Below are 17,482 nucleotides of genomic sequence, written 5' to 3'. Positions count from 1 at the left end.
GTCCTCGATGATGTCGGCTCCGATCGGGGTCGACGAGCATTCCCTGGTGAAAAACGCGAAAGGCGCTGTCCGCGAACAATGGTCGCGAACAGCGCCTCTCCGGAACCAGCTCAGTGGTAGATCTTCGCCACGTCCTCGGCGTGCTGCTTCATCACGACCGCGCGCTTGAGCGACATCTTCGGGGTGAGCTCGCCGGTCTCCTGGGTCCAATCGATGGTCAGCAGCCGGATCTTCTTGATCTGCTCGGCGTGCGAGACCTTCTTGTTGGTCTCGGCCACCGCGGCGTCCACCTCGGCGATCAGCTCCGGGTGTTCGATGAGCTTCTCGATCGAGGTGTCGGCGGGCAGGTCGTGGCGGTCCTTCCAGCCGGGCAGCGTCTCCGGGTCCAGCGTGATCAGCGCGCCGATGAACGGCTGGCCGTCGCCGACCACCATCACCTGGCTGATCAGCGGATGCGCCCGCAGCGAGTCCTCCAGCAGCGCGGGGGAGACGTTCTTGCCACCGGCGGTGACGATGATCTCCTTCTTGCGGCCGGTGATGGTGATGAAGCCGTCCGCGTCGATGGCGCCGAGGTCTCCGGTCTTGAACCAGCCGTCCTCGAAGGCATCCTCGGTGGCCTCGGCGTTGCCCCAGTAACCGCTGAACACGACCGAGCCGCGCAGCAGCAGCTCGCCGTCCTCGGCGATCTTGGCGGCGTGGCCCTCGATCGGCCGTCCGACCGAGCCGACCCGGATCTGTTCCGGGGTGTTCACCGAGATCGCGGCGGTGGTCTCGGTGAGGCCGTAGCCCTCGTAGATGGTCACGCCGACGCCGCGGAAGAAGTGGCCGAGCCGCGCGCCGAGCGGGCCGCCGCCGGAGACCGCCGCCTCGCACTGCCCGCCGAGCGCTGCCCGCAGCTTCGCGTAGACCAGCTTGTCGAACAGCGCGTGCTTCAGCTTGAGCACCACGCCCGGTCCGCCGTTGTCGATCGCCTCGCTCCACGCGATCGCGGTGGCCGCGGCGGCGTCGAAGATCTTGCCCTTGCCCCCGTCGTGCGCCTTCTGCTTGGCGCTGTTGAACACCTTCTCGAACACACGGGGCACCGAGAGGATGAAGTGCGGCCGGTAGCTGCCGAACTGCTCGACCAGGGTGGACCAGTCGGCGGTGTGCGCGACGATCACCTTCGCGTCGAACGCGGCCAGCGCGACGGCGCGGGCGAAGACGTGCGCCAGCGGCAGGAACATGAGGGTCTTCTTGCCCTCGGTGACGTACTTGTGCAGCGCGATCCGGTCGGACTTGGACTCCGCGTAGAGGTTCGCGTGGGTGAGCATGACGCCCTTGGGGCGGCCCGTGGTGCCCGAGGTGTAGATCAGGGTGGCCGGGGACTGCGCGCCGACCTGGGCGCGACGGTCGTGCACGGCTTGGTCCTCCAGGCCGGCGCCGCGGGTGATCAGCTCGTCCAGCGCGCCCTTGTCGATCTGCAGGGTCTCGCGCAGATCCGGCAGCGAACCGGCCTCGATCTCCTCGATCACCTTCCGGTGCTTGTCGCTGTCCACGATCAGCAGTTTGGTGGCCGAGTCCTGCAGGATCCACTTGGCCTGCTCGGCGGCGGAGCTGTCGTAGATCGCGACGGTGCAGCCGCCCGCGGCCCAGATCGCGAAATCGAGGACGGCCCATTCATACCGGGTGGGGGCCATGATGGCGACGCGATCGCCGAAGTCGATGCCCGAGGCGATCAGGCCTTTCGCCACGCCGGTCACGGTCGTCGCGAATTCCGCGGCCGTGACGTCCCGCCAGCCGCCACTGCCGTTCGGGACGTTGAACAGCACCGCGTTCGGCGTCTGCTCGGCATGGCGGAAGACGTTGTCGGAATTGTTCGCGTCATCCGGGATGGTGTAGGAAGCCGGGACTTCGAACTCTCGCATCAGTGCCCTTCCACGTGGGTTTACTCGCCAGTAATCTACGACACCTGTGCCAGGGCCGTGAGGTCGACCACCGAAATGGGTTCCGCACATTACCGCCCGGTACGGACCCCGCTCCGCTGCTCATCCTAGTTCGCGCAGGTCCGCCGGTTGAATGGCTTCGCGCAGGAATCCGGCGAGTTCGCCCAACGCGGCCGCCGCGGGCGCCGCAAGCGCGGCCTGCAGCTGTGCGACGTGCCACAAGCCCTTGCTCTCGGTGAACTCGACGTGCACGCCCGCCGTACGCAGCGCGGCGACCAGATCCACGCATTGCCTGTGCAGCAGCTCGCTGACGTCGACCTGGACATAGGTCGGCGGCAGACCGCGCAGCTCGCCGGTCAGCGGCGCGTATCCGGGGTCGGCCGGGTCGCCGTCGCCGAGATACGCGGCCGCGCAGGCGCGCGACCAGGGCTTGCTGATCACCAAGTCGCGCTCGCGATCCGGGATCTGATTAGGATCCGACCACGGCGCGATCAAGCCGAGCGCGGCCGGAGTGCAGCCGTGCCGCGCGATCAGGCGTTGTGCGAGCGCCAGCGAGAGACCGCCGCCCGCGGAATCACCGGAGATCGCGATCTGGCCCGCGTGGTAGCCCGCGCTCGCCATCAGCTCCAGAAACGCGGCCTCGGCGTCGTCCAGGCCCGCCGGGTACGGATGTTCCGGCGCCAGGCGGTAGTCCAGAACGTAGGCCGCGCAGCCGGTGTCGCGTGCCAGCCGGGCCGCCAGCGAGCGATGCGTCGCCATGGAGCCGACCGCGTATCCGCCGCCGTGCAAGTAGAGGACGGCACCGTGGTCGGAGGTGTCCGCGAAGCTGATCCGCTCGGCGGGCCTGCCACCCAGGCGGAGCCGTTGCACGATGCTGCCCGCGGGCATCAACTGCGCCCGCGAACCTATGTCGAGCAGCCTGCGCTGCACCGGAAACGGCAGCCGTTTGTTGAGCGTGACCCGGAAGATGGGATTCAGCAGCGCCCGCGCGACGGGCAGCGGAAGATTGATGTCCCGCACGATTGTTCCTCGAATCCGGATCAGGGCAGGAAGCGGCGTTCGACGTTGGCCGCGATGCGCTGGTAGCCCGACGCGGTCACCCGGACGAACAGGTCCAGCAGCTTGGCCTCCCAGCCGATCAGCACGCGGCCGTGGCCCTTGCGCACGCCTTCGGTGATGGTCTGCGCGGCCATCTCGGCGGTGTGGATGGCCAGCTTCTTGTCGAACATCGACGCGGCCGACTTGCTGTCGATGCCCTCGGCATAGGTGGCGTTACGCGCCACGGCGGTCTTGATGCCGCCGGGATGCACACAGGTGACCTTGACCGGATGCCGCGCGACCAGCATCTCCTGGCGCAGCGACTCGGTGAAGCCGCGCACCGCGAACTTCGCCGCGTTGTATGCGCTCTGGCCGGGGATCGCGATCAGGCCGAACAGGCTGGACACGTTGACGATGTGACCGTCGCCGGACTCGATGACCATCGGCAGGAACGCCTTGGTTCCGTTGACCACGCCCCAGAAATCGACGTCCATGACGCGCTCGAAGTCCTTGAACTCCGAGCGGATCACCTCGCCGTGGTGGGCGATGCCCGCGTTGTTGTAGACCTGGTGCACCGTGCCGAAGTGCGCCTTGACCGCGTCGGCGTAAAGCAGCACCGCCTCGCGTTCCACCACGTTCAGCCGGTCGGACTTGACCTCGGCGCCCAGCTGTTCACAGCGGCGCACGGTCTCGGCCAGCCCTTCGACGTCGATATCGGACAGCGCCAGTTTGGCGCCGCGCCGGGCCAGATTCTCGGCCAATGCGCGGCCGATCCCGGAGCCCGCCCCCGTGATCACACACACCTTGTTCTTGAAGTAAGCGTCCTTGCTCACCGTGCCACTGCTTTCAGATCGGATCGAGAAATGGAGATGTCGTACGCCGATACGTCGAATGTCCTGGTCTGCCGACGGAATTCGAAGGTGAAGTCCGGCCACAACGTGGTGTTGTTGCCGTGCTTGTCCAGGTACCAGCTCGAGCACCCGCCGGTCAGCCAGACGCTGCCGGCGAGCTTGGCCTGCAGGTCGGCGTTGTAGGCATCCTGGACGTCGCGGCGCACTTCCACGGTACGCAGGTCCAGGCGATCGATGGTGGCCAGCGCGTCGGCGATGTAGTTGATCTGCGATTCGATCATGTACACCATCGAGGTGTGCCCGAGGCCGACGTTCGGGCCGAGCAGGAAGAACATATTGGGGAAGTTGGCGACCGAGGCGCCCTTGTAGCCCTGCTGGCCGATCTCGTCGAACACTTCCGACAGCGTGCGGCCATCGCGGCCCGCGATCGTCTCGTAGGTCGGCGAGTCGGTGACGTGGAAGCCGGTCGCGACGATCAGCGCGTCGACCTCGCGCTCGGTGCCGTCCTTGGTGACGATCGAGTTGCGGCGCACCTCGGCGATGCCGTCGGTGATCACGTCGACGTTGGGGCGCGACAGCGCCGGGTAGTAGTCGTTGGAGATCAGCATGCGCTTGCAGCCGATCCGGAAGTTCGGGGTGACCTTGGCGCGCAGCCGCGGATCGCGAATCTCATAGCGCAACTTCGCTTTCGCGATCATCTCGAACAGCTGCATCAGCGCGGGAGCCTTGGCCAGGCCGACCACCTGGGTCTCGCGGGAGGCGTAGATGGCCGCGCGGGACAGCCGCTGGAAACCCGGCACGTGCTTGAAGGCGAACCGCTCGGCCTTGGTGTAGGGACGGTCGAAGCGCGGCAGCAGCCACGGTGCGGTGCGCTGGTAGACGTCCAGGCGGCCGACTTTCGGAGCGATCGCGGGCACGATCTGGATGGCCGACGCGCCGGTGCCGATGATGGCGACCCGCTTGCCGGTGAGGTCGACGTCGTGGTTCCACCGTGCGGAGTGGAAGACTTCGCCTTCGAACTGGCTGATGCCTTTGATGTCCGGCAGCGCGGGTTCGCAGAGCGCACCGACCGCCGAGACCACGGTGTTCGCGGTGAACTTGCCCTTGGTCGACTCGATCTCCCAGAGCGCGGTGTCGTCGTTCCAGCGGGCGCTGGTCACGTCGCAATCGAAGATGTGCTTGTCGCGCACGTCGTAGCGCCTGGAGACGCCCACGATGTACTCCTGGATCTCCCGCTGGCGGGAGTACGACCGCGACCAGTTCGGATTCAGCGCGAACGAGTACGAGTACAGGTGCGAGGGGACGTCGCAGGCCGCGCCGGGGTAGGTGTTATCCCGCCAAGTACCGCCGACATCGCTGCCGCGCTCCAACACGAGGAAATCGTTACGACCCTCTTGGGTCAGCCGGATGGCCAGACCCAGACCCGAGAACCCGCTGCCGATGATGATCGTCCTAGCGTGGCGCGTGGGCCGGTCGGCGACAGCTTTGTCTGTGACCTTGCGACTCATGTAATCCAGACTACGGTGCTATTGAGCGCGAGTCAATAGAGTATTGACCATCGTTCAGTAGGATGATCGGTGTGACCATAAGCCGAGACGAGACCGCCAAGCGCACCCGGCTCAGCCCGGACGAACGGCGCGAGCAATTGCTCACCCTGGGTGTGAAGATGCTCGGCGAACGCGCCATCGAGGACATCTCCATCAGCGAGATCGCCGCGCGGGCCGGTATCTCCCGCGGCCTGCTGTTCCACTACTTCCCGACCAAGCACGACTTCCTGCTGGCGATCGTGCGCCACGCCAACGCCGAACTGCTCGAGCGCGTCGCCCCCGATCGCACGCTGGGCGTTTCCGCGATGCTGCATGACTCGATGGAGCGCTACATCGACTACGTCAGCGAGAACCGCACCGCATACCTGGCGTTGCTGCGCGGCCCCACCAGCGTCAGCCCCGACCTGGCAGCCCTGGTCGACCTGACCCGCGACGCCATAGTCGGCATCATCCTCGCCGAAGTCCCGGTCCCGATCTCAGACGCCGACCACCCGCGACTGATGCTCGCCATGCGCGGGTGGATCGCGTTTGTCGAGGAAACCACCCTCACTTGGCTGCGGACGGAACCGATTTCCCGGGAGCAGCACATCGACCTGCTGGTCGAATCCCTGATCGCCATAGCGTCTTCCGTTGACCCGGCCTTGGCGGATGCGTTGCGCAGCTGAGGAACCCCAGAGAGGGGCCTTCTCGACGGGGTCGGCGGCGAGTTCGATCGCTCCGCCGCGATGGAGACGTGGACATCGCTGAACGCTTCTGGCCAGATACTTCCCAGTTCGATGTTCGCGCGCAATGTATCGATCTCGTCCAGCGACCCGCATCCCGTGCTATGCGTGCGCTGCATATCCGCGCATGCCCGCGCCAAGCTTTGATCCGCCAGAGTTCTGAGGTTCACCGCCGCCAGCGGGACGGCCGGTCGGACCGCGGCGAGCACGGCCACCAAGGACTCGAGTGCCGGCTGCGGGCGAGATGCATCGCCCAGCCCGTGATCTATCCGGGCGGGTGCCTTGGTGTGCCGCTGCCCACACGCCCGACAGAACATGCCCTTCTACCGCCAATGCCGTGCTCTTGCAGTGCCTTTCGATTTTCTTTCTGAGCGTGTCGGCGAATACCGTTGGTTGGCCGATTGTGTGCGACGCGATGGAGGTGGCCGCCGATGCTGGTCATCAACGAACGAACGACGGCACCGCGATCCGAGCAACGCGTGCTCGACTGGATGCGGAGCTGGACCGGACAGTACGTCATTGTCGGACTGGCCATCTCGGGCTGCTACTTACCCATCCGCTGTCGCACCGGCGAAGCACAGGAAGCTGATCTGGTCGTGATCACGCCCAGGGCCGCGGTCGTGATCGAGGTGAAAGGCACCGTGCCGGACGCCATGACCGGCGTGCTCTCGGTCCAGGCCAACGGCCGCTGGCGGCTGTCCGGATTCGAGGGCGACCCGGTCCACGTCCGCGACCACGACAGCAGCCCGTTCGACCAGGTCACCAACAATGTCTTCAACCTGAAGGAACTGGTGCGCAAGCACCACTCCGAGGCGTACGTGGACGGCCTGATCGTCGTGGTGCCGCCCCGGGAATCGACCGTCACGCTGAACATCGAATCGCGGCGCAAGGGTTGCGGTGTGGTGCTCGGGAACACTCCTGTCGAGCTGCGTGCGTGGTTCCATCGCACGGCGAGCCGGAAGCTCATCTGGACCGCCGAACGCGTGCATGCCCTGCTCGGCGATTTGAACCTTGCCGATCAGGTCAGTATCGAAGAGCTTGTGGCGGACGGTTTTCCGCTGGAGCGGACGCTGCCCGGTGAGACGGGTGCGGTGGTGCTCGAAGACGCAGCGGCGGTCGAGGGGCTGCCGTCCGCGGGCAATTCGGACGCGGTAGGTGCGCCTACTGATGCGGACGCGCGGTCGTCGCATTCCGCACTCGACCAGCCGGACGTGGTGCCGACAGCGGTCGGGGGCACGTCTTCTGTGGAGGACTCGGACGCGGTCGGCGTGGTTACTGATGTGGACGTGCCGTCGTCGCATTCCACGCTCGACCGGCCGGACGTGGTGCCGACAGCGGTCGGGGGCACGTCTTCTGTGGAGGACTCGGACGCGGTCGGCGTGGTTACTGATGTGGACGTGCCGTCGTCGCATTCCACGCTCGACCGGCCGGACGTGGTGCCAGCAGCGGTCGGGGGCACGTCTTCTGTGGAGGACTCGGACGCGGTCAGCGTGGCTACTGATGTGGACGCGCCGTCGTCACATTCCATACTCGACCAGCTGGACACGGTGCCAATAGCACCGGCACTCAATGCATCCGGCGCGATGCAATCGGCGAGAGACGACCTGGGAAACGAGGCGGCGGTCGCGTCGGACCTGCCAACATCGCAGCTCACCGCAACACACATGCGAGCGCGGGCCGACACTTCGAGACTTGTGGCGTCAGATGCGGCAGGCGATCCCGGTCTGCAAGACCGCCAACACACGCAGTACTCGCCGTCGATCGCAGATAGGCAGTCGTTCGATACCCTGGACGAACCGGAAGACGATGAGGCAGAGCCGATATCGAGACCACATCACTTCGACGGCCTGCTCGCCCGTAGGTACGCACAGACTCAACGCGCCGAATCGGACCCCTATGCGCCGGAGCCCTTTGCATCGGGACCAGTAACACCGGAACCCCCGCCGTCGGACGCGACGCCGGATTTCACAGCGCAATCAGCAACCCCATTGTCGTCACCTTTCACGGACCGGTGGTCGTCGTGGATCGAGTCCGACGCCCAGCCATTGCGCCCCCGCCCCACACCGCCACCTCTGCCGAACCGACCGCAATGGTTGTCCGACGAGGAGACCGAAGCGCGTCCACCGCGACGGCCAACCCCACCGCGCCTCGTCGAACGCCGACCGCGCATCCCCGATCTCCGCCAAATGATCACCGTGCCTCCACGCACCCGCACGCCCGACCAACCGCGTCCGATCCGCCATCGTCCCCAGCAGATCGCGGCCGTGGCCTTGATAGCGCTCGTCATCGGCACTATCTGGCTGCTGGCCGCCGCCTGCTCCACCCCACACGGCGACGCAGTACAGCAGACCCCATTGCCCCTGTCGACCACCGAGCCCTCGCCGACCACCGAGGTGGTCCCACCACCCCCGACCCTCACCGAAACTCCGGCTCGATTCGATCTGCTGCCGCTGTGCCTCCCGTTCCGTTCCGATTGTTGAATCGCCTGGCGCGTCGGCAGGCTTCAGCGGTGTGGGCTGTACGAGACGCCGCTGTTCCCCGCATGGTCCAACTTCAAGTTCCGCGACATCCGGCGATGGCATCGCTTCGGTGGCGTGCGGAGGCTGGCCGTTACGGGTTCGGCTCGGCCGTGCGCAGCAATTGCAGAAGTCCGGTGACCGCGGCGAACTTGTCTTCCGACAATGGATCGGTCGCGAAGTGCATCAAGTCGTTGCGCACATTCTTGACTCTCTCCACTAGATCGACGACTTGGTCCTGGTCGAGTCGCCAGCCGAGCTTGTGCCAGCGGTCGGCGTCTCGCAGGAGGTAGACGTAGTTGCCGAAGGTGAGGTGATACGCGTCCTTGATCCGGGATTTCTGATGGTTGGCTACCGAGTCCTTCAGATCCTGGAGGTCGAAATGTTCGTCGGCGGCGCGGCGTAACCGATTCTCGGCTTCTTCGATGAGTACGCTCAACGTCGATGACCATCTATGGATCGCCAAGCGTGCCGACGAACTGGTCGACGCCTATCACGCCGCCGAATTCCCCTTCGGATGCGGCCTCATCCATGCCGACGCCCACTCCGAGAACACCGTCCACACCGACCACGGGTTCGTCCTGATCGACTGGGACCAGTGCTGCATCGGTCCATGGGAACTGGATCTCGTCAGTGGCCTACCAGATCATTTTCACGAGCCGAAGAACGTCCGGCGCCGGTTCCTCGACGCCTACGGATACGACCTTATGACTTGGCCGCATTGGCATCTTCTCCGTGATATCGCCGAGCTGAACTTTGTTGGCGCGTATATCCGGCTGGCATCTGACAAGCCCGCAGCGGCTCAACAACTGAGGGTACGGATCTCGTCCCTGCGCAGCGGCGATCGCAAGGTGCGGTGGACGGCAGTGTCGTGAGAACATCCGGTACAGGCGGGCCGCAGGTTGTGGCTCGTACAGGCTATGCGGCTGGGTAGTTTCCCGACAGTCATTCCCTGATGGGAAGCCGTAAGCGTCAGTGCGAGGTTCAGTCCCAGATAATTCTTCAGACAGCCAAAAGTTTCCAGAAATGGCTGAATGTGAAGGGAGCGAGGTTCAGTCGCCGCTGAACCAGAGATATCCACGGCACTGGATCGCTTCGATCGCCAGGGAGCGCAAGCCCTCCCATACCGGCCGATGGGATTCGGAGCGCGCAAGCATGGTATCGATTTCGGTGACCAGCGTCTTCAGCTGATATGCATTGAACATGGTGTCCGCATGCGGATGTATCGCCTGCAGCAAGGTACCTTGGGGAGCTTCGCCACATAGATCACCGAGAATCCCGGCGGGGTCGGGGTCGGCGCTGGCGATGGGTGAATGGTCTTGCGCCTGAAGAATGATGTCGATTGCCACGATTCTCTTTCTACGGTATCGGGTACATGGTGATCACGCCGCCATACTTGTCCTGGACAACCACGTAGCGTCTGGTCGGCGCACCACCGGCTGACTTCGACAGGTTGCCGATAGTGTGGTCGGCTTCCACTATCCGCTCGTAATTTCCGTTCTTGTTCGGGCCTGTTGCAGGTTGGTTGTCGGCTGCTTCGACCAGTGCATCTATATCCTCTTCGGGGTAGAAGATACTCTTCTTGTCGGTCACCTGGCTTCCGCCTGGGAAGTGCTTTGATCGGACGTATTCTTCGGCCTTGTCGGTCAGAGACGGGTTGTGGATCTGCGACGATACATCGGGTCCGCCGACTGCTCGTTCCTCGTCATCGCCATCGATCAGCACCCGCATGGCGATGATGGTGGCGAGGGAGGTGGAGATCGAGGTGAGGTCGGGGACCTTGTCGAAGGCGCTGATGACGCCGACGGCGCCGGCTGCGGCGGCGGTGAGGCCGACGACTCTGATGAGGTTGCTGGCCTGATAGAGGCTGCGGATGGTCGCGATGGTTTCGGCGACGGCGGCGGCGACGCCTCCTCCGCCTGCGGCGAGGCTGCCGCCGAAGCTGAGCAGTGCAGTGGCGGCGGCAGCTACCACGATGAGTCCTATCGCCCACTCGGCGGTGGTGATCGCGGATTGGATGCCGCGGCTGACGTCGAGTGTCCCGGTGTGGTAGCTCGTGACAGGTGCGGCGACGTTGAGTGATGCCGTGGCGATCTGGTCGGCGCCGGTGCGCAAGACGTTGAACTGGTCCTGGATCATTTGCCGATTCAGCGGGTCGTCCATACCGTCGAACATGGCGGCGATCGCGCTGATGCGGCCCGCGGCGCTGGTGATGGTGTCGTTCTTGGCGAAGTTATCCCAGGTGGTAGCCGCCTTGGCAAGTTTGTCCACGTCTCCGTTGGGGAGTTTGCCGAATTCTTCCAGGATCTTCGTTACGAGTATGGCAAAGAATTCATCGACACCGCCGCTGTGCTTCACGCCGGTTCCGTTGTCGCGCACCGATGTCGGGATCGTGACCGTGTATTCGGTCATCGCACGCACATCCGGGCGTGGCGGTGGCGGGTTGCTCTTGTTCCTGATCCCGTGGTTGTAGCCGTTTGCGGCGAGGACGTAGCCGTAGTTGGTGAGCGCATCGGCCAGGTTCGTGCACGTCTGCATCGTGCTGCGTGCGATCTGATCGTATTTTTCGCCCCATTGCTTGCAGCCGGGTGCGTCACCGGCCATACCTGCGCATTCGCCTTTCACGGCGTCATGCAGTGGTTTGTCGGCTCGTCGGAGGTCGGCGGCAAGATCGTGGCACTTCTTGGCGGCGTCGTAATAGACCTGCCAGTCGACGATCACGGTTGGCCGCCTCGCAGCATCTTGCGGTTGAGCTCGATGGCGTGCGTGTAACCTTCGTGCGCCTTGCGGGCCGAGTCGCTCATGTCCCGAATGCCTTCGGCGAATTCTCTTGCGCCGACCGACCACTGGCGATGGGCGTCGGCATAGGCTTGGGCGGCAACGCTTTCCCAGCCACTGCCCTGCAGGGTTGCGACCTTGTCGTCGATTTCGTCGAGATGGTCGGCGATGAACCCGGCCAGGCCGGACAGGCGGGCGACGATTTGATCGAGGTGTTCGAGGTCGACCGAAAATTCCGAGCTCATGGCAGGTCCAGGCTGGAGGTGTTCAGGGCGGCGGCGGTGTTCTCGTCGCGGGCCTGGTAGGTGTCGGCGGTGACACCGAGTTTTTCGGCCATGGCGGTCAGCGCAGTGATGATCTGGATGCCGCCGTCACGGACTTCGGTCCAGCCTTGGCCGAATTCGGCTGCCAGGTCGCCGGTCCAGGAGCCGGTGATGAGCGAATCCACATCTTTGGCCGCGGAATCCAGCGCGGACCGCAGGGCATCTGCCACGTCGTAGACGTACTGGCCTACCTCGCGAACCTTCTCCGGCACAACGGACAAGCTTGGGCCCGGTCCCGGATTCCCCCCGTCGCTCATATGCCGAAGCGTACCGGGGAAGTCTCGAGGGTGTCCACCGCCGACTCTCCAGTGTGGAGCTGCGTCCTGATAAACCGGTAATTTGGCCGAATCACTGTATGAGAGAGCGTGATTCGATCAGCGAAGTGCCGCCGCCCTCCTCCGCCTCGGACTCCATCGCACCGTAGATATCCGAGAGGTCGTCGGCGACTGGTTACTGCCCAATAGTGTTAGAAGAACCGGAAATTCGCTGGCGGACGCGATGTCGGCTGTTCTACGGTAGCACCGTTGTCGGATCGGGCAACGGAGAGGAATATCGTGACCACCAAGCTGAACCAGCTCATCGCCGTCGAGAAGGGTGTGAAGTCTCAGGCGAACGCCGACCTGGCCACCGCGTATCAGCGGGTGGGCAAGACCGAGCTGCTGGCTGGCATTTCCCGTACCTACCGGCCGTTGGACGACGAAGGTGAGGCACTTCCGCCGGAGTCGAAGCGGGTGCAGGTCCGGGTCAGTGAGGTGATCGCAGATGTCACGGCAACCCTGACCAGGCTGTTGAACGTCACCGCCACGAAGGACGTAGCCAACTGCTCGGCGAAGGCCGACCTGGTGGTGGACGGAAACACCATCGCCACGGATCTGCCCGTGACCTATCTGCTGTTCCTGGAGAAGCAGCTGGGTGAACTGAAGTCGTTCATCGCCAAGCTGCCGACGCTCGACCCGGCTGAGGCGTGGTCGTTCGACGAGGTCGCAGACTGCTTCGCGACCGAGCCGAGCCAGACGGTGCGGACCAAGAAGGTGCCGCGCAACCATGTGCTGGCGGCCGCCACCGACAAGCACCCGGCCCAGGTGCAGGTCTATCACGAGGACGTGGTGGTCGGACGCTGGACGACCACGAAGTTCTCGGGGGCGCTGCCGGCCAAGGAGGTCGGTGAGATGCGTGCTCGGCTCGCGAAGCTGACCGATGCGGTGAAGTACGCTCGGGAGGCAGCGAATTCGACCGCGGTGACCGACGTCGAGCCGGGCGAGGCGATCCTCGGCTATCTCTTCGGGTAACCGGGGCCAAAGACTCCCCCTTCGGGGGGATGGAGCACAAGCTGAAATTGAAACTCAAACTGACGGCGGGGCAGTGCCCAGCCGATGAGACTCAAGCTCTTGCTCCAAGCTCAACAACACCATCGACCTCGAGCTCATGGGTGTGGACGCGACGCACCCCCGAAATCCCGGTTCGAGTCCGGGCAGCGCCTCTACGCGGCGCTGTAGCGTAATGGCAACGCGCGGGGTACATCATGCTGAACCGCACTCGCGGGCGCAGTGGTCACAGATGGTGCAGCGATAGCTCAATCGGCAGAGCATCGGACTGTTAATCCGACGGGTGCGGGTTCGAATCCCGCTCGTTAACAGGAGGGGCCGGGCAGGGTATAGCCCGGCCCCTCGCTTTGCCGCCGGAGTCCGGCAGCTCGATCCCGACGCCGTGGTGATCGCAGACGTCGGCAGCCTGGTAAGCGCCGCGTTTCGGCCCCATCGAACCGGCGAGCAGATCCCGCGCTACCTGATCTTTGTAAAATCTTGCGAGGCAATGGCCATGGACAGCACTCATCCGCCATGACAGCGAGGCTTGGTTCCGGCGCGCTGAACCGGGGTTCCGAAAAACGCGAACCGGGCCGAATCGCTTGGATAAGAAGCGATTCGGCCCGGTTCGGGGTCAGGGAACTACGCCGTCGGCTCGAACGCCTCCGCGATGATCTCCGCCTGTTCCACCGCGTGGACCTTGCTGGACCCCGAGGAGGGGGCCGACATGGCGCGGCGGGAGATGCGGCGGAGTTTGGTGAAGCGGGTCGGGAGGGTTTCGGGGAGGTTGAGGCCGAAGAAGGGCCAGGCGCCCTGGTTGGCCGGTTCCTCCTGGACCCACGCCAGGTCGGTGGCGTTGGGGTAGCCCTCGAGGGCCTCGTTCAGGCGGCGGGTGGGCAGCGGGTAGAGCTGCTCGATGCGGACGATCGCGACGTCTTCGCGCTTCTGCTTGGCCTTTTCGGCGGCCAGCTCGTAGTAGAGCTTGCCGCTGGTCATCAGGATGCGCTTGACCTTGCCGCGGTCGCCGATGCCCTGCTCGTAGGCCGGCTCGTCGAAGACCGAGCGGAACTTGGACTCGGTGAAGTCCTTCAGGTCGGAGACCACGGCCTTGTTGCGCAGCATCGACTTCGGGGTGAAGACGATCAGCGGGCGGCGGATGCCGTCCAGTGCGTGGCGGCGCAGCAGGTGGAAGTAGTTCGCCGGAGTGGACGGCACCGCGACGGTCATCGAGCCCTCCGCGCACAGCTGCAGGAAGCGCTCGATGCGGCCGGAGGTGTGGTCCGGGCCCTGGCCCTCGTGGCCGTGCGGCAGCAGCAGCACGACGTCGGACAGCTGGCCCCACTTGGCCTCACCGGAGGAGATGAACTCGTCGATGATCGACTGCGCGCCGTTGACGAAGTCACCGAACTGCGCCTCCCACAGCACCAGCGCGTTGGGGTTGCCCAGCGAGTAGCCGTATTCGAAACCGACGGCGGCGAATTCGCTCAGCGCCGAGTCGTGCACCGCGAACCAGCCCGGGTTCTCGCTGCCGATGTTGTGCAGCGGGGTGTACTCGTCGGCGGTCTTGCGGTCGATGATCACCGCGTGCCGCTGGGTGAACGTGCCGCGGCGGGAGTCCTGACCGGTCAGGCGCACCGCGCGGCCCTCGTCGATCAGCGTGCCGAACGCGAGCAGCTCGGCGAAGGCCCAGTCGACCTTGCCCTCGTAAGCCATTTCGCGGCGCTTCTCCAGCACCGGCTTGACGCGCGGGTGCACGTTGAAGCCGTCGGGCACGTTGAGGAACGCGTCGCCGATCCGCTGCAGGACGGCCTTGTCCACGGCCGTCACGACAGACGCGGGCACCGGCTGGTCGCCCTCGACCGACTCGCTCGGCTCCGGCGAGTACTTCTCCAGCTCGCGGACCTCGTTGAATACCCGCTCCAGCTGGCCCTGGTAGTCGCGCAGCGCGTCCTCGGCCTCTTTCAGCGAGATGTCGCCACGGCCGATCAGGCTCTCGGTGTACGCCTTGCGGACCGAGCGCTTGGTGTCGATGACGTCGTACATGTACGGCTGGGTCATCGACGGGTCGTCGCCCTCGTTGTGGCCACGGCGGCGGTAGCAGATCATGTCGATCACGACGTCCTTGCGGAACTTCTGCTTGAAGTCGACCGCCAGGCGCGCGACCCAGTCGCACGCCTCCGGGTCGTCGCCGTTGACGTGGAAGATCGGCGCGCCGATGAACTTCGCGATGTCGGTGGAGTACTCGGTGGAGCGGCTGTTCTCCGGCGCCGTGGTGAAGCCGATCTGGTTGTTCACCACGATGTGAATGGTGCCGCCGACCCGGTAGCCGCGCAGACCCGAGAGGTTCAGCGTCTCGGCGACCACGCCCTGACCCGCGAACGCGGCGTCACCGTGCAGCATCAGCGGCACGACGGAGTAGCCCTCCGGCCCGTCGCCCTTGTCCAGCAGGTCTTGCTTGGCGCGGACCAAGCCCTCCAGGACCGGGTCGACCGCCTCCAGGTGCGAGGGGTTGGCGGTGAGCGAGACCTCGATCTCGTTGTCGCCGAACATCTGCAGGTAGGTGCCCTGCGCGCCGAGGTGGTACTTCACGTCGCCGGAGCCGTGCGCCCCCGCCGGGTTCATGTTGCCCTCGAACTCGGTGAAGATCTTCGAGTACGGCTTGCCGACGATGTTGGCGAGCACGTTGAGACGACCGCGGTGCGGCATGCCGATGACGACCTCATCGAGGCTGTGCTCGGCGCACTGGTCGATCACCGCGTCCATCATCGGGATGACCGCCTCGGCGCCCTCCAGCGAGAAGCGCTTCTGCCCGACGTACTTGGTCTGCAGGAAGGTCTCGAAGGCCTCCGCCGCGTTCAGCCGGTTCAGGATGTACTTCTGTTGCGCGACACTCGGCTTCGCGTGCTTCTGCTCGACGCGCTCCTGGATCCACTCGAGCTGCGCGGGATCGAGGATGTGGGTGTACTCGACGCCGACGTGGCGGCAGTAGGCGTCGCGCAGGATGGACAGCACGTCGCGCAGCTTCATCCGCTCCTGGCCGTGGAACCCCGCCACGTTGAACGTGCGGTCCAGGTCCCACAAGGTCAGGCCGTGCTGGGTGACGTCCAGGTCCGGGTGGCTGCGGAACTTGTCCTTGACCAGCCGCAGCGGGTCGGTGTCGGCCATCAGGTGGCCGCGGTTGCGGTAGGCCGCGATCATCTCCAGCACGCGGGCGCTCTTGTCGACGCCGCGCTCGCGCATGTCCTTGCGCCAGCGGACCGGCTCGTAGGGCACGCCGAGGCCGTGGAAGATCTCGTCGTAGAACTCGTCGGAGATCAGCAGCTGGTGGATGGTGCGCAGGAAGTCGCCGGACTCCGCGCCCTGGATGATGCGGTGGTCGTAGGTGGAGGTCAGCGTCATCAGCTTGCCGACGCCCAGCTCGGCGATGCGCTCATCGCTCATCCCCTGGAATTCGGCGGGGTACTCCATGGCGCCGGCGCCGATGATCGCGCCCTGACCGTGCATCAGGCGGGGCACCGAATGCACGGTGCCGATGGTGCCCGGGTTGGTCAGCGAGATGGTGACGCCGGAGAAGTCCTCGGCGGTCAGCTTGCCGTCGCGGGCGCGGCGGACGATGTCCTCGTAGGCGGTGTGGAACTGCCCGAAAGTCATTGCCTCGCAACCCTTGATGGCCGCGACGACCAGCGAGCGGTTGCCGTCCTTGCCCGGCAGGTCGATGGCGAGGCCGAGGTTGGTGTGCGCGGGGGTGACCGCATTCGGCTTGCCGTCGACCTCGGCGTAGTGCCGGTTCATGTTGGGGAACGCCTTGACCGCCTGCACGATGGCGTAGCCGAGCAGGTGGGTGAAGGAGATCTTGCCGCCCCGGGTGCGGGCGAGATGGTTGTTGATGACCAGACGGTTGTCGATCATCAGCTTGGCCGGGATGGCGCGCACGCTGGTCGCGGTGGGGATGCTCAGCGAGGCGGCCATGTTCTTCGCCACCGCCGCGGCGGCGCCGCGCAGCACCTTGGCCTCGTCGGTGGCGGTGTCGGCCTGCTTCGGGCCGGAGGTGGGCGCGGCGTTCGATGTGGGCGCCGGAGTGGTCTGCGGAGTGCGGGCGGTCACCGTCGCCGGCTTCGGAGCAGCTGGGGCAGGAGCTTTCGGGGCCGCGGGGGCGGGGGCAGGAGCAGGCTTGGCGGCAGCGGGGGCGGGAGCCGGGGTGACCGGAGCCGGAGCCGGAGCGGCGGCCTGCGCGGGCGCGGGGGCGGTCTGGCTGTTGCCGGAATCACCACTCGCTTCAGGCGTGTAGTCGGCCAGGAACTCATGCCAGCTCTCGTCGACGGAAGATGGATCTTGCTTGAACTTCTGATACATCTCGTCGACCAGCCATTGGTTCTGACCGAACTGGGAAGTTGAGCTGCTCACAGCAGGTGTTCGCCTCATTTCGTTCTTCGCGCTGCGACGTTTGTGACGTGCCCGGCACGGGGATCAGCGGATGCGCG

General features: G+C 65.4%; 14 protein-coding genes and 1 tRNA gene. 5 read left to right on the top strand and 10 right to left on the bottom strand.

Annotated elements, in window-relative coordinates:
• Window positions 1-110: 110 nt before the first annotated feature.
• The 4 genes from IU459_RS18045 to IU459_RS18030 all read right to left on the bottom strand — a co-directional run bounded on the left by IU459_RS18045 (window position 111) and on the right by IU459_RS18030 (window position 5,319).
• Window positions 111-1,904, bottom strand: coding sequence for an AMP-dependent synthetase/ligase (locus IU459_RS18045; RefSeq protein WP_195130699.1), 1,794 nt, complete (start codon window positions 1,902-1,904; stop codon window positions 111-113).
• A 120-nt stretch (window positions 1,905-2,024) separates the two neighbouring features.
• The gene (locus IU459_RS18040; RefSeq protein WP_195130698.1) at window positions 2,025-2,942 is read right to left on the bottom strand and encodes an alpha/beta hydrolase; all 918 of its coding nucleotides are present in this window, start codon (window positions 2,940-2,942) and stop codon (window positions 2,025-2,027) included.
• Between the two features lie 20 nt (window positions 2,943-2,962).
• Window positions 2,963-3,793, bottom strand: coding sequence for an SDR family NAD(P)-dependent oxidoreductase (locus tag IU459_RS18035; RefSeq protein WP_195130697.1), 831 nt, complete (start codon window positions 3,791-3,793; stop codon window positions 2,963-2,965).
• Window positions 3,790-5,319: a flavin-containing monooxygenase gene (locus IU459_RS18030; RefSeq protein WP_195130696.1), complete on the bottom strand. Its 1,530-nt coding sequence runs from the start codon at window positions 5,317-5,319 to the stop codon at window positions 3,790-3,792. Before IU459_RS18030 ends, IU459_RS18035 begins: the two co-directional genes overlap by 4 nt.
• 62 nt (window positions 5,320-5,381) lie before the next feature.
• On the opposite strand from IU459_RS18030, the gene IU459_RS18025 reads away from it, so the two are divergent.
• The gene (locus tag IU459_RS18025) at window positions 5,382-6,023 is read left to right on the top strand and encodes a TetR/AcrR family transcriptional regulator (protein ID WP_195130695.1); all 642 of its coding nucleotides are present in this window, start codon (window positions 5,382-5,384) and stop codon (window positions 6,021-6,023) included.
• 488 nt (window positions 6,024-6,511) lie between these two features.
• Window positions 6,512-8,560, top strand: a complete 2,049-nt coding sequence (locus tag IU459_RS18020; RefSeq protein WP_195130694.1) for a nuclease-related domain-containing protein — start codon at window positions 6,512-6,514, stop codon at window positions 8,558-8,560.
• A gap of 130 nt (window positions 8,561-8,690) precedes the next feature.
• On the opposite strand, the gene IU459_RS18015 is transcribed toward IU459_RS18020, so the two are convergent.
• Window positions 8,691-9,035 carry a hypothetical protein gene (locus IU459_RS18015; protein WP_195130693.1) on the bottom strand — a complete coding sequence of 115 codons (345 nt, stop codon included), beginning with the start codon at window positions 9,033-9,035 and terminating at the stop codon, window positions 8,691-8,693.
• On the opposite strand from IU459_RS18015, the gene IU459_RS18010 reads away from it, so the two are divergent.
• A complete protein-coding gene (locus IU459_RS18010) occupies window positions 9,022-9,471 on the top strand; it encodes a phosphotransferase family protein (RefSeq protein ID WP_195130692.1) in 450 nt (149 codons plus the stop codon). The genes IU459_RS18015 and IU459_RS18010 overlap by 14 nt on opposite strands.
• Before the next feature lie 177 nt (window positions 9,472-9,648).
• Here the strand turns inward: IU459_RS18010 and IU459_RS18005 are convergent, their stop codons facing one another.
• The 4 genes from IU459_RS18005 to IU459_RS17990 are packed head-to-tail and all read right to left on the bottom strand — an operon-like array spanning window position 9,649 to window position 11,954.
• A complete protein-coding gene (locus tag IU459_RS18005) occupies window positions 9,649-9,945 on the bottom strand; it encodes a hypothetical protein (protein WP_195130691.1) in 297 nt (98 codons plus the stop codon).
• A 10-nt stretch (window positions 9,946-9,955) separates the two neighbouring features.
• Window positions 9,956-11,317, bottom strand: a complete 1,362-nt coding sequence (locus IU459_RS18000; RefSeq protein WP_195130690.1) for a hypothetical protein — start codon at window positions 11,315-11,317, stop codon at window positions 9,956-9,958.
• Window positions 11,314-11,619: a WXG100 family type VII secretion target gene (locus IU459_RS17995; protein ID WP_195130689.1), complete on the bottom strand. Its 306-nt coding sequence runs from the start codon at window positions 11,617-11,619 to the stop codon at window positions 11,314-11,316. The genes IU459_RS18000 and IU459_RS17995 overlap by 4 nt, the downstream gene beginning before the upstream one ends.
• Window positions 11,616-11,954, bottom strand: coding sequence for a type VII secretion target (locus IU459_RS17990; protein ID WP_195130688.1), 339 nt, complete (start codon window positions 11,952-11,954; stop codon window positions 11,616-11,618). The genes IU459_RS17995 and IU459_RS17990 overlap by 4 nt, the downstream gene beginning before the upstream one ends.
• 297 nt (window positions 11,955-12,251) lie before the next feature.
• On the opposite strand from IU459_RS17990, the gene IU459_RS17985 reads away from it, so the two are divergent.
• Both IU459_RS17985 and IU459_RS17980 read left to right on the top strand, forming a co-directional pair.
• Window positions 12,252-12,986 (top strand): DUF7873 family protein, encoded by a 735-nt coding sequence (locus IU459_RS17985; RefSeq protein WP_195130687.1) that lies wholly within the window; start codon window positions 12,252-12,254, stop codon window positions 12,984-12,986.
• Between the two features lie 273 nt (window positions 12,987-13,259).
• A tRNA-Asn gene (locus tag IU459_RS17980) sits at window positions 13,260-13,333 on the top strand.
• 310 nt (window positions 13,334-13,643) lie between these two features.
• On the opposite strand, the gene IU459_RS17975 is transcribed toward IU459_RS17980, so the two are convergent.
• Window positions 13,644-17,423, bottom strand: coding sequence for a multifunctional oxoglutarate decarboxylase/oxoglutarate dehydrogenase thiamine pyrophosphate-binding subunit/dihydrolipoyllysine-residue succinyltransferase subunit (locus IU459_RS17975; RefSeq protein ID WP_195130686.1), 3,780 nt, complete (start codon window positions 17,421-17,423; stop codon window positions 13,644-13,646).
• Between the last annotated feature and the right edge of the window lie 59 nt (window positions 17,424-17,482).

Origin of the sequence: Nocardia amamiensis (genome assembly GCF_015477605.1) — a bacterium.
In the GTDB taxonomy this organism is placed as follows: Bacteria; Actinomycetota; Actinomycetes; order Mycobacteriales; family Mycobacteriaceae; genus Nocardia; species Nocardia amamiensis_A.
Note: the sequence above shows the minus strand (reverse complement) of the source record. Positions and strands in the feature narration are given on the sequence as shown.

What these genes read in the sequence shown, in the direction of transcription:
- IU459_RS17975 (WP_195130686.1), bottom strand. Translation starts at nt 17,423, where the DNA reads ATGAGGCGAACACCTGCTGTGAGCAGCTCAACTTCCCAGTTCGGTCAG.
- IU459_RS18030 (WP_195130696.1), bottom strand. Translation starts at nt 5,319, where the DNA reads ATGAGTCGCAAGGTCACAGACAAAGCTGTCGCCGACCGGCCCACGCGC.
- IU459_RS17995 (WP_195130689.1), bottom strand. Translation starts at nt 11,619, where the DNA reads ATGAGCTCGGAATTTTCGGTCGACCTCGAACACCTCGATCAAATCGTC.
- IU459_RS18020 (WP_195130694.1), top strand. Translation starts at nt 6,512, where the DNA reads ATGCTGGTCATCAACGAACGAACGACGGCACCGCGATCCGAGCAACGC.
- IU459_RS18045 (WP_195130699.1), bottom strand. Translation starts at nt 1,904, where the DNA reads ATGCGAGAGTTCGAAGTCCCGGCTTCCTACACCATCCCGGATGACGCG.
- IU459_RS18025 (WP_195130695.1), top strand. Translation starts at nt 5,382, where the DNA reads ATGATCGGTGTGACCATAAGCCGAGACGAGACCGCCAAGCGCACCCGG.
- IU459_RS17990 (WP_195130688.1), bottom strand. Translation starts at nt 11,954, where the DNA reads ATGAGCGACGGGGGGAATCCGGGACCGGGCCCAAGCTTGTCCGTTGTG.
- IU459_RS18010 (WP_195130692.1), top strand. Translation starts at nt 9,022, where the DNA reads ATGAGTACGCTCAACGTCGATGACCATCTATGGATCGCCAAGCGTGCC.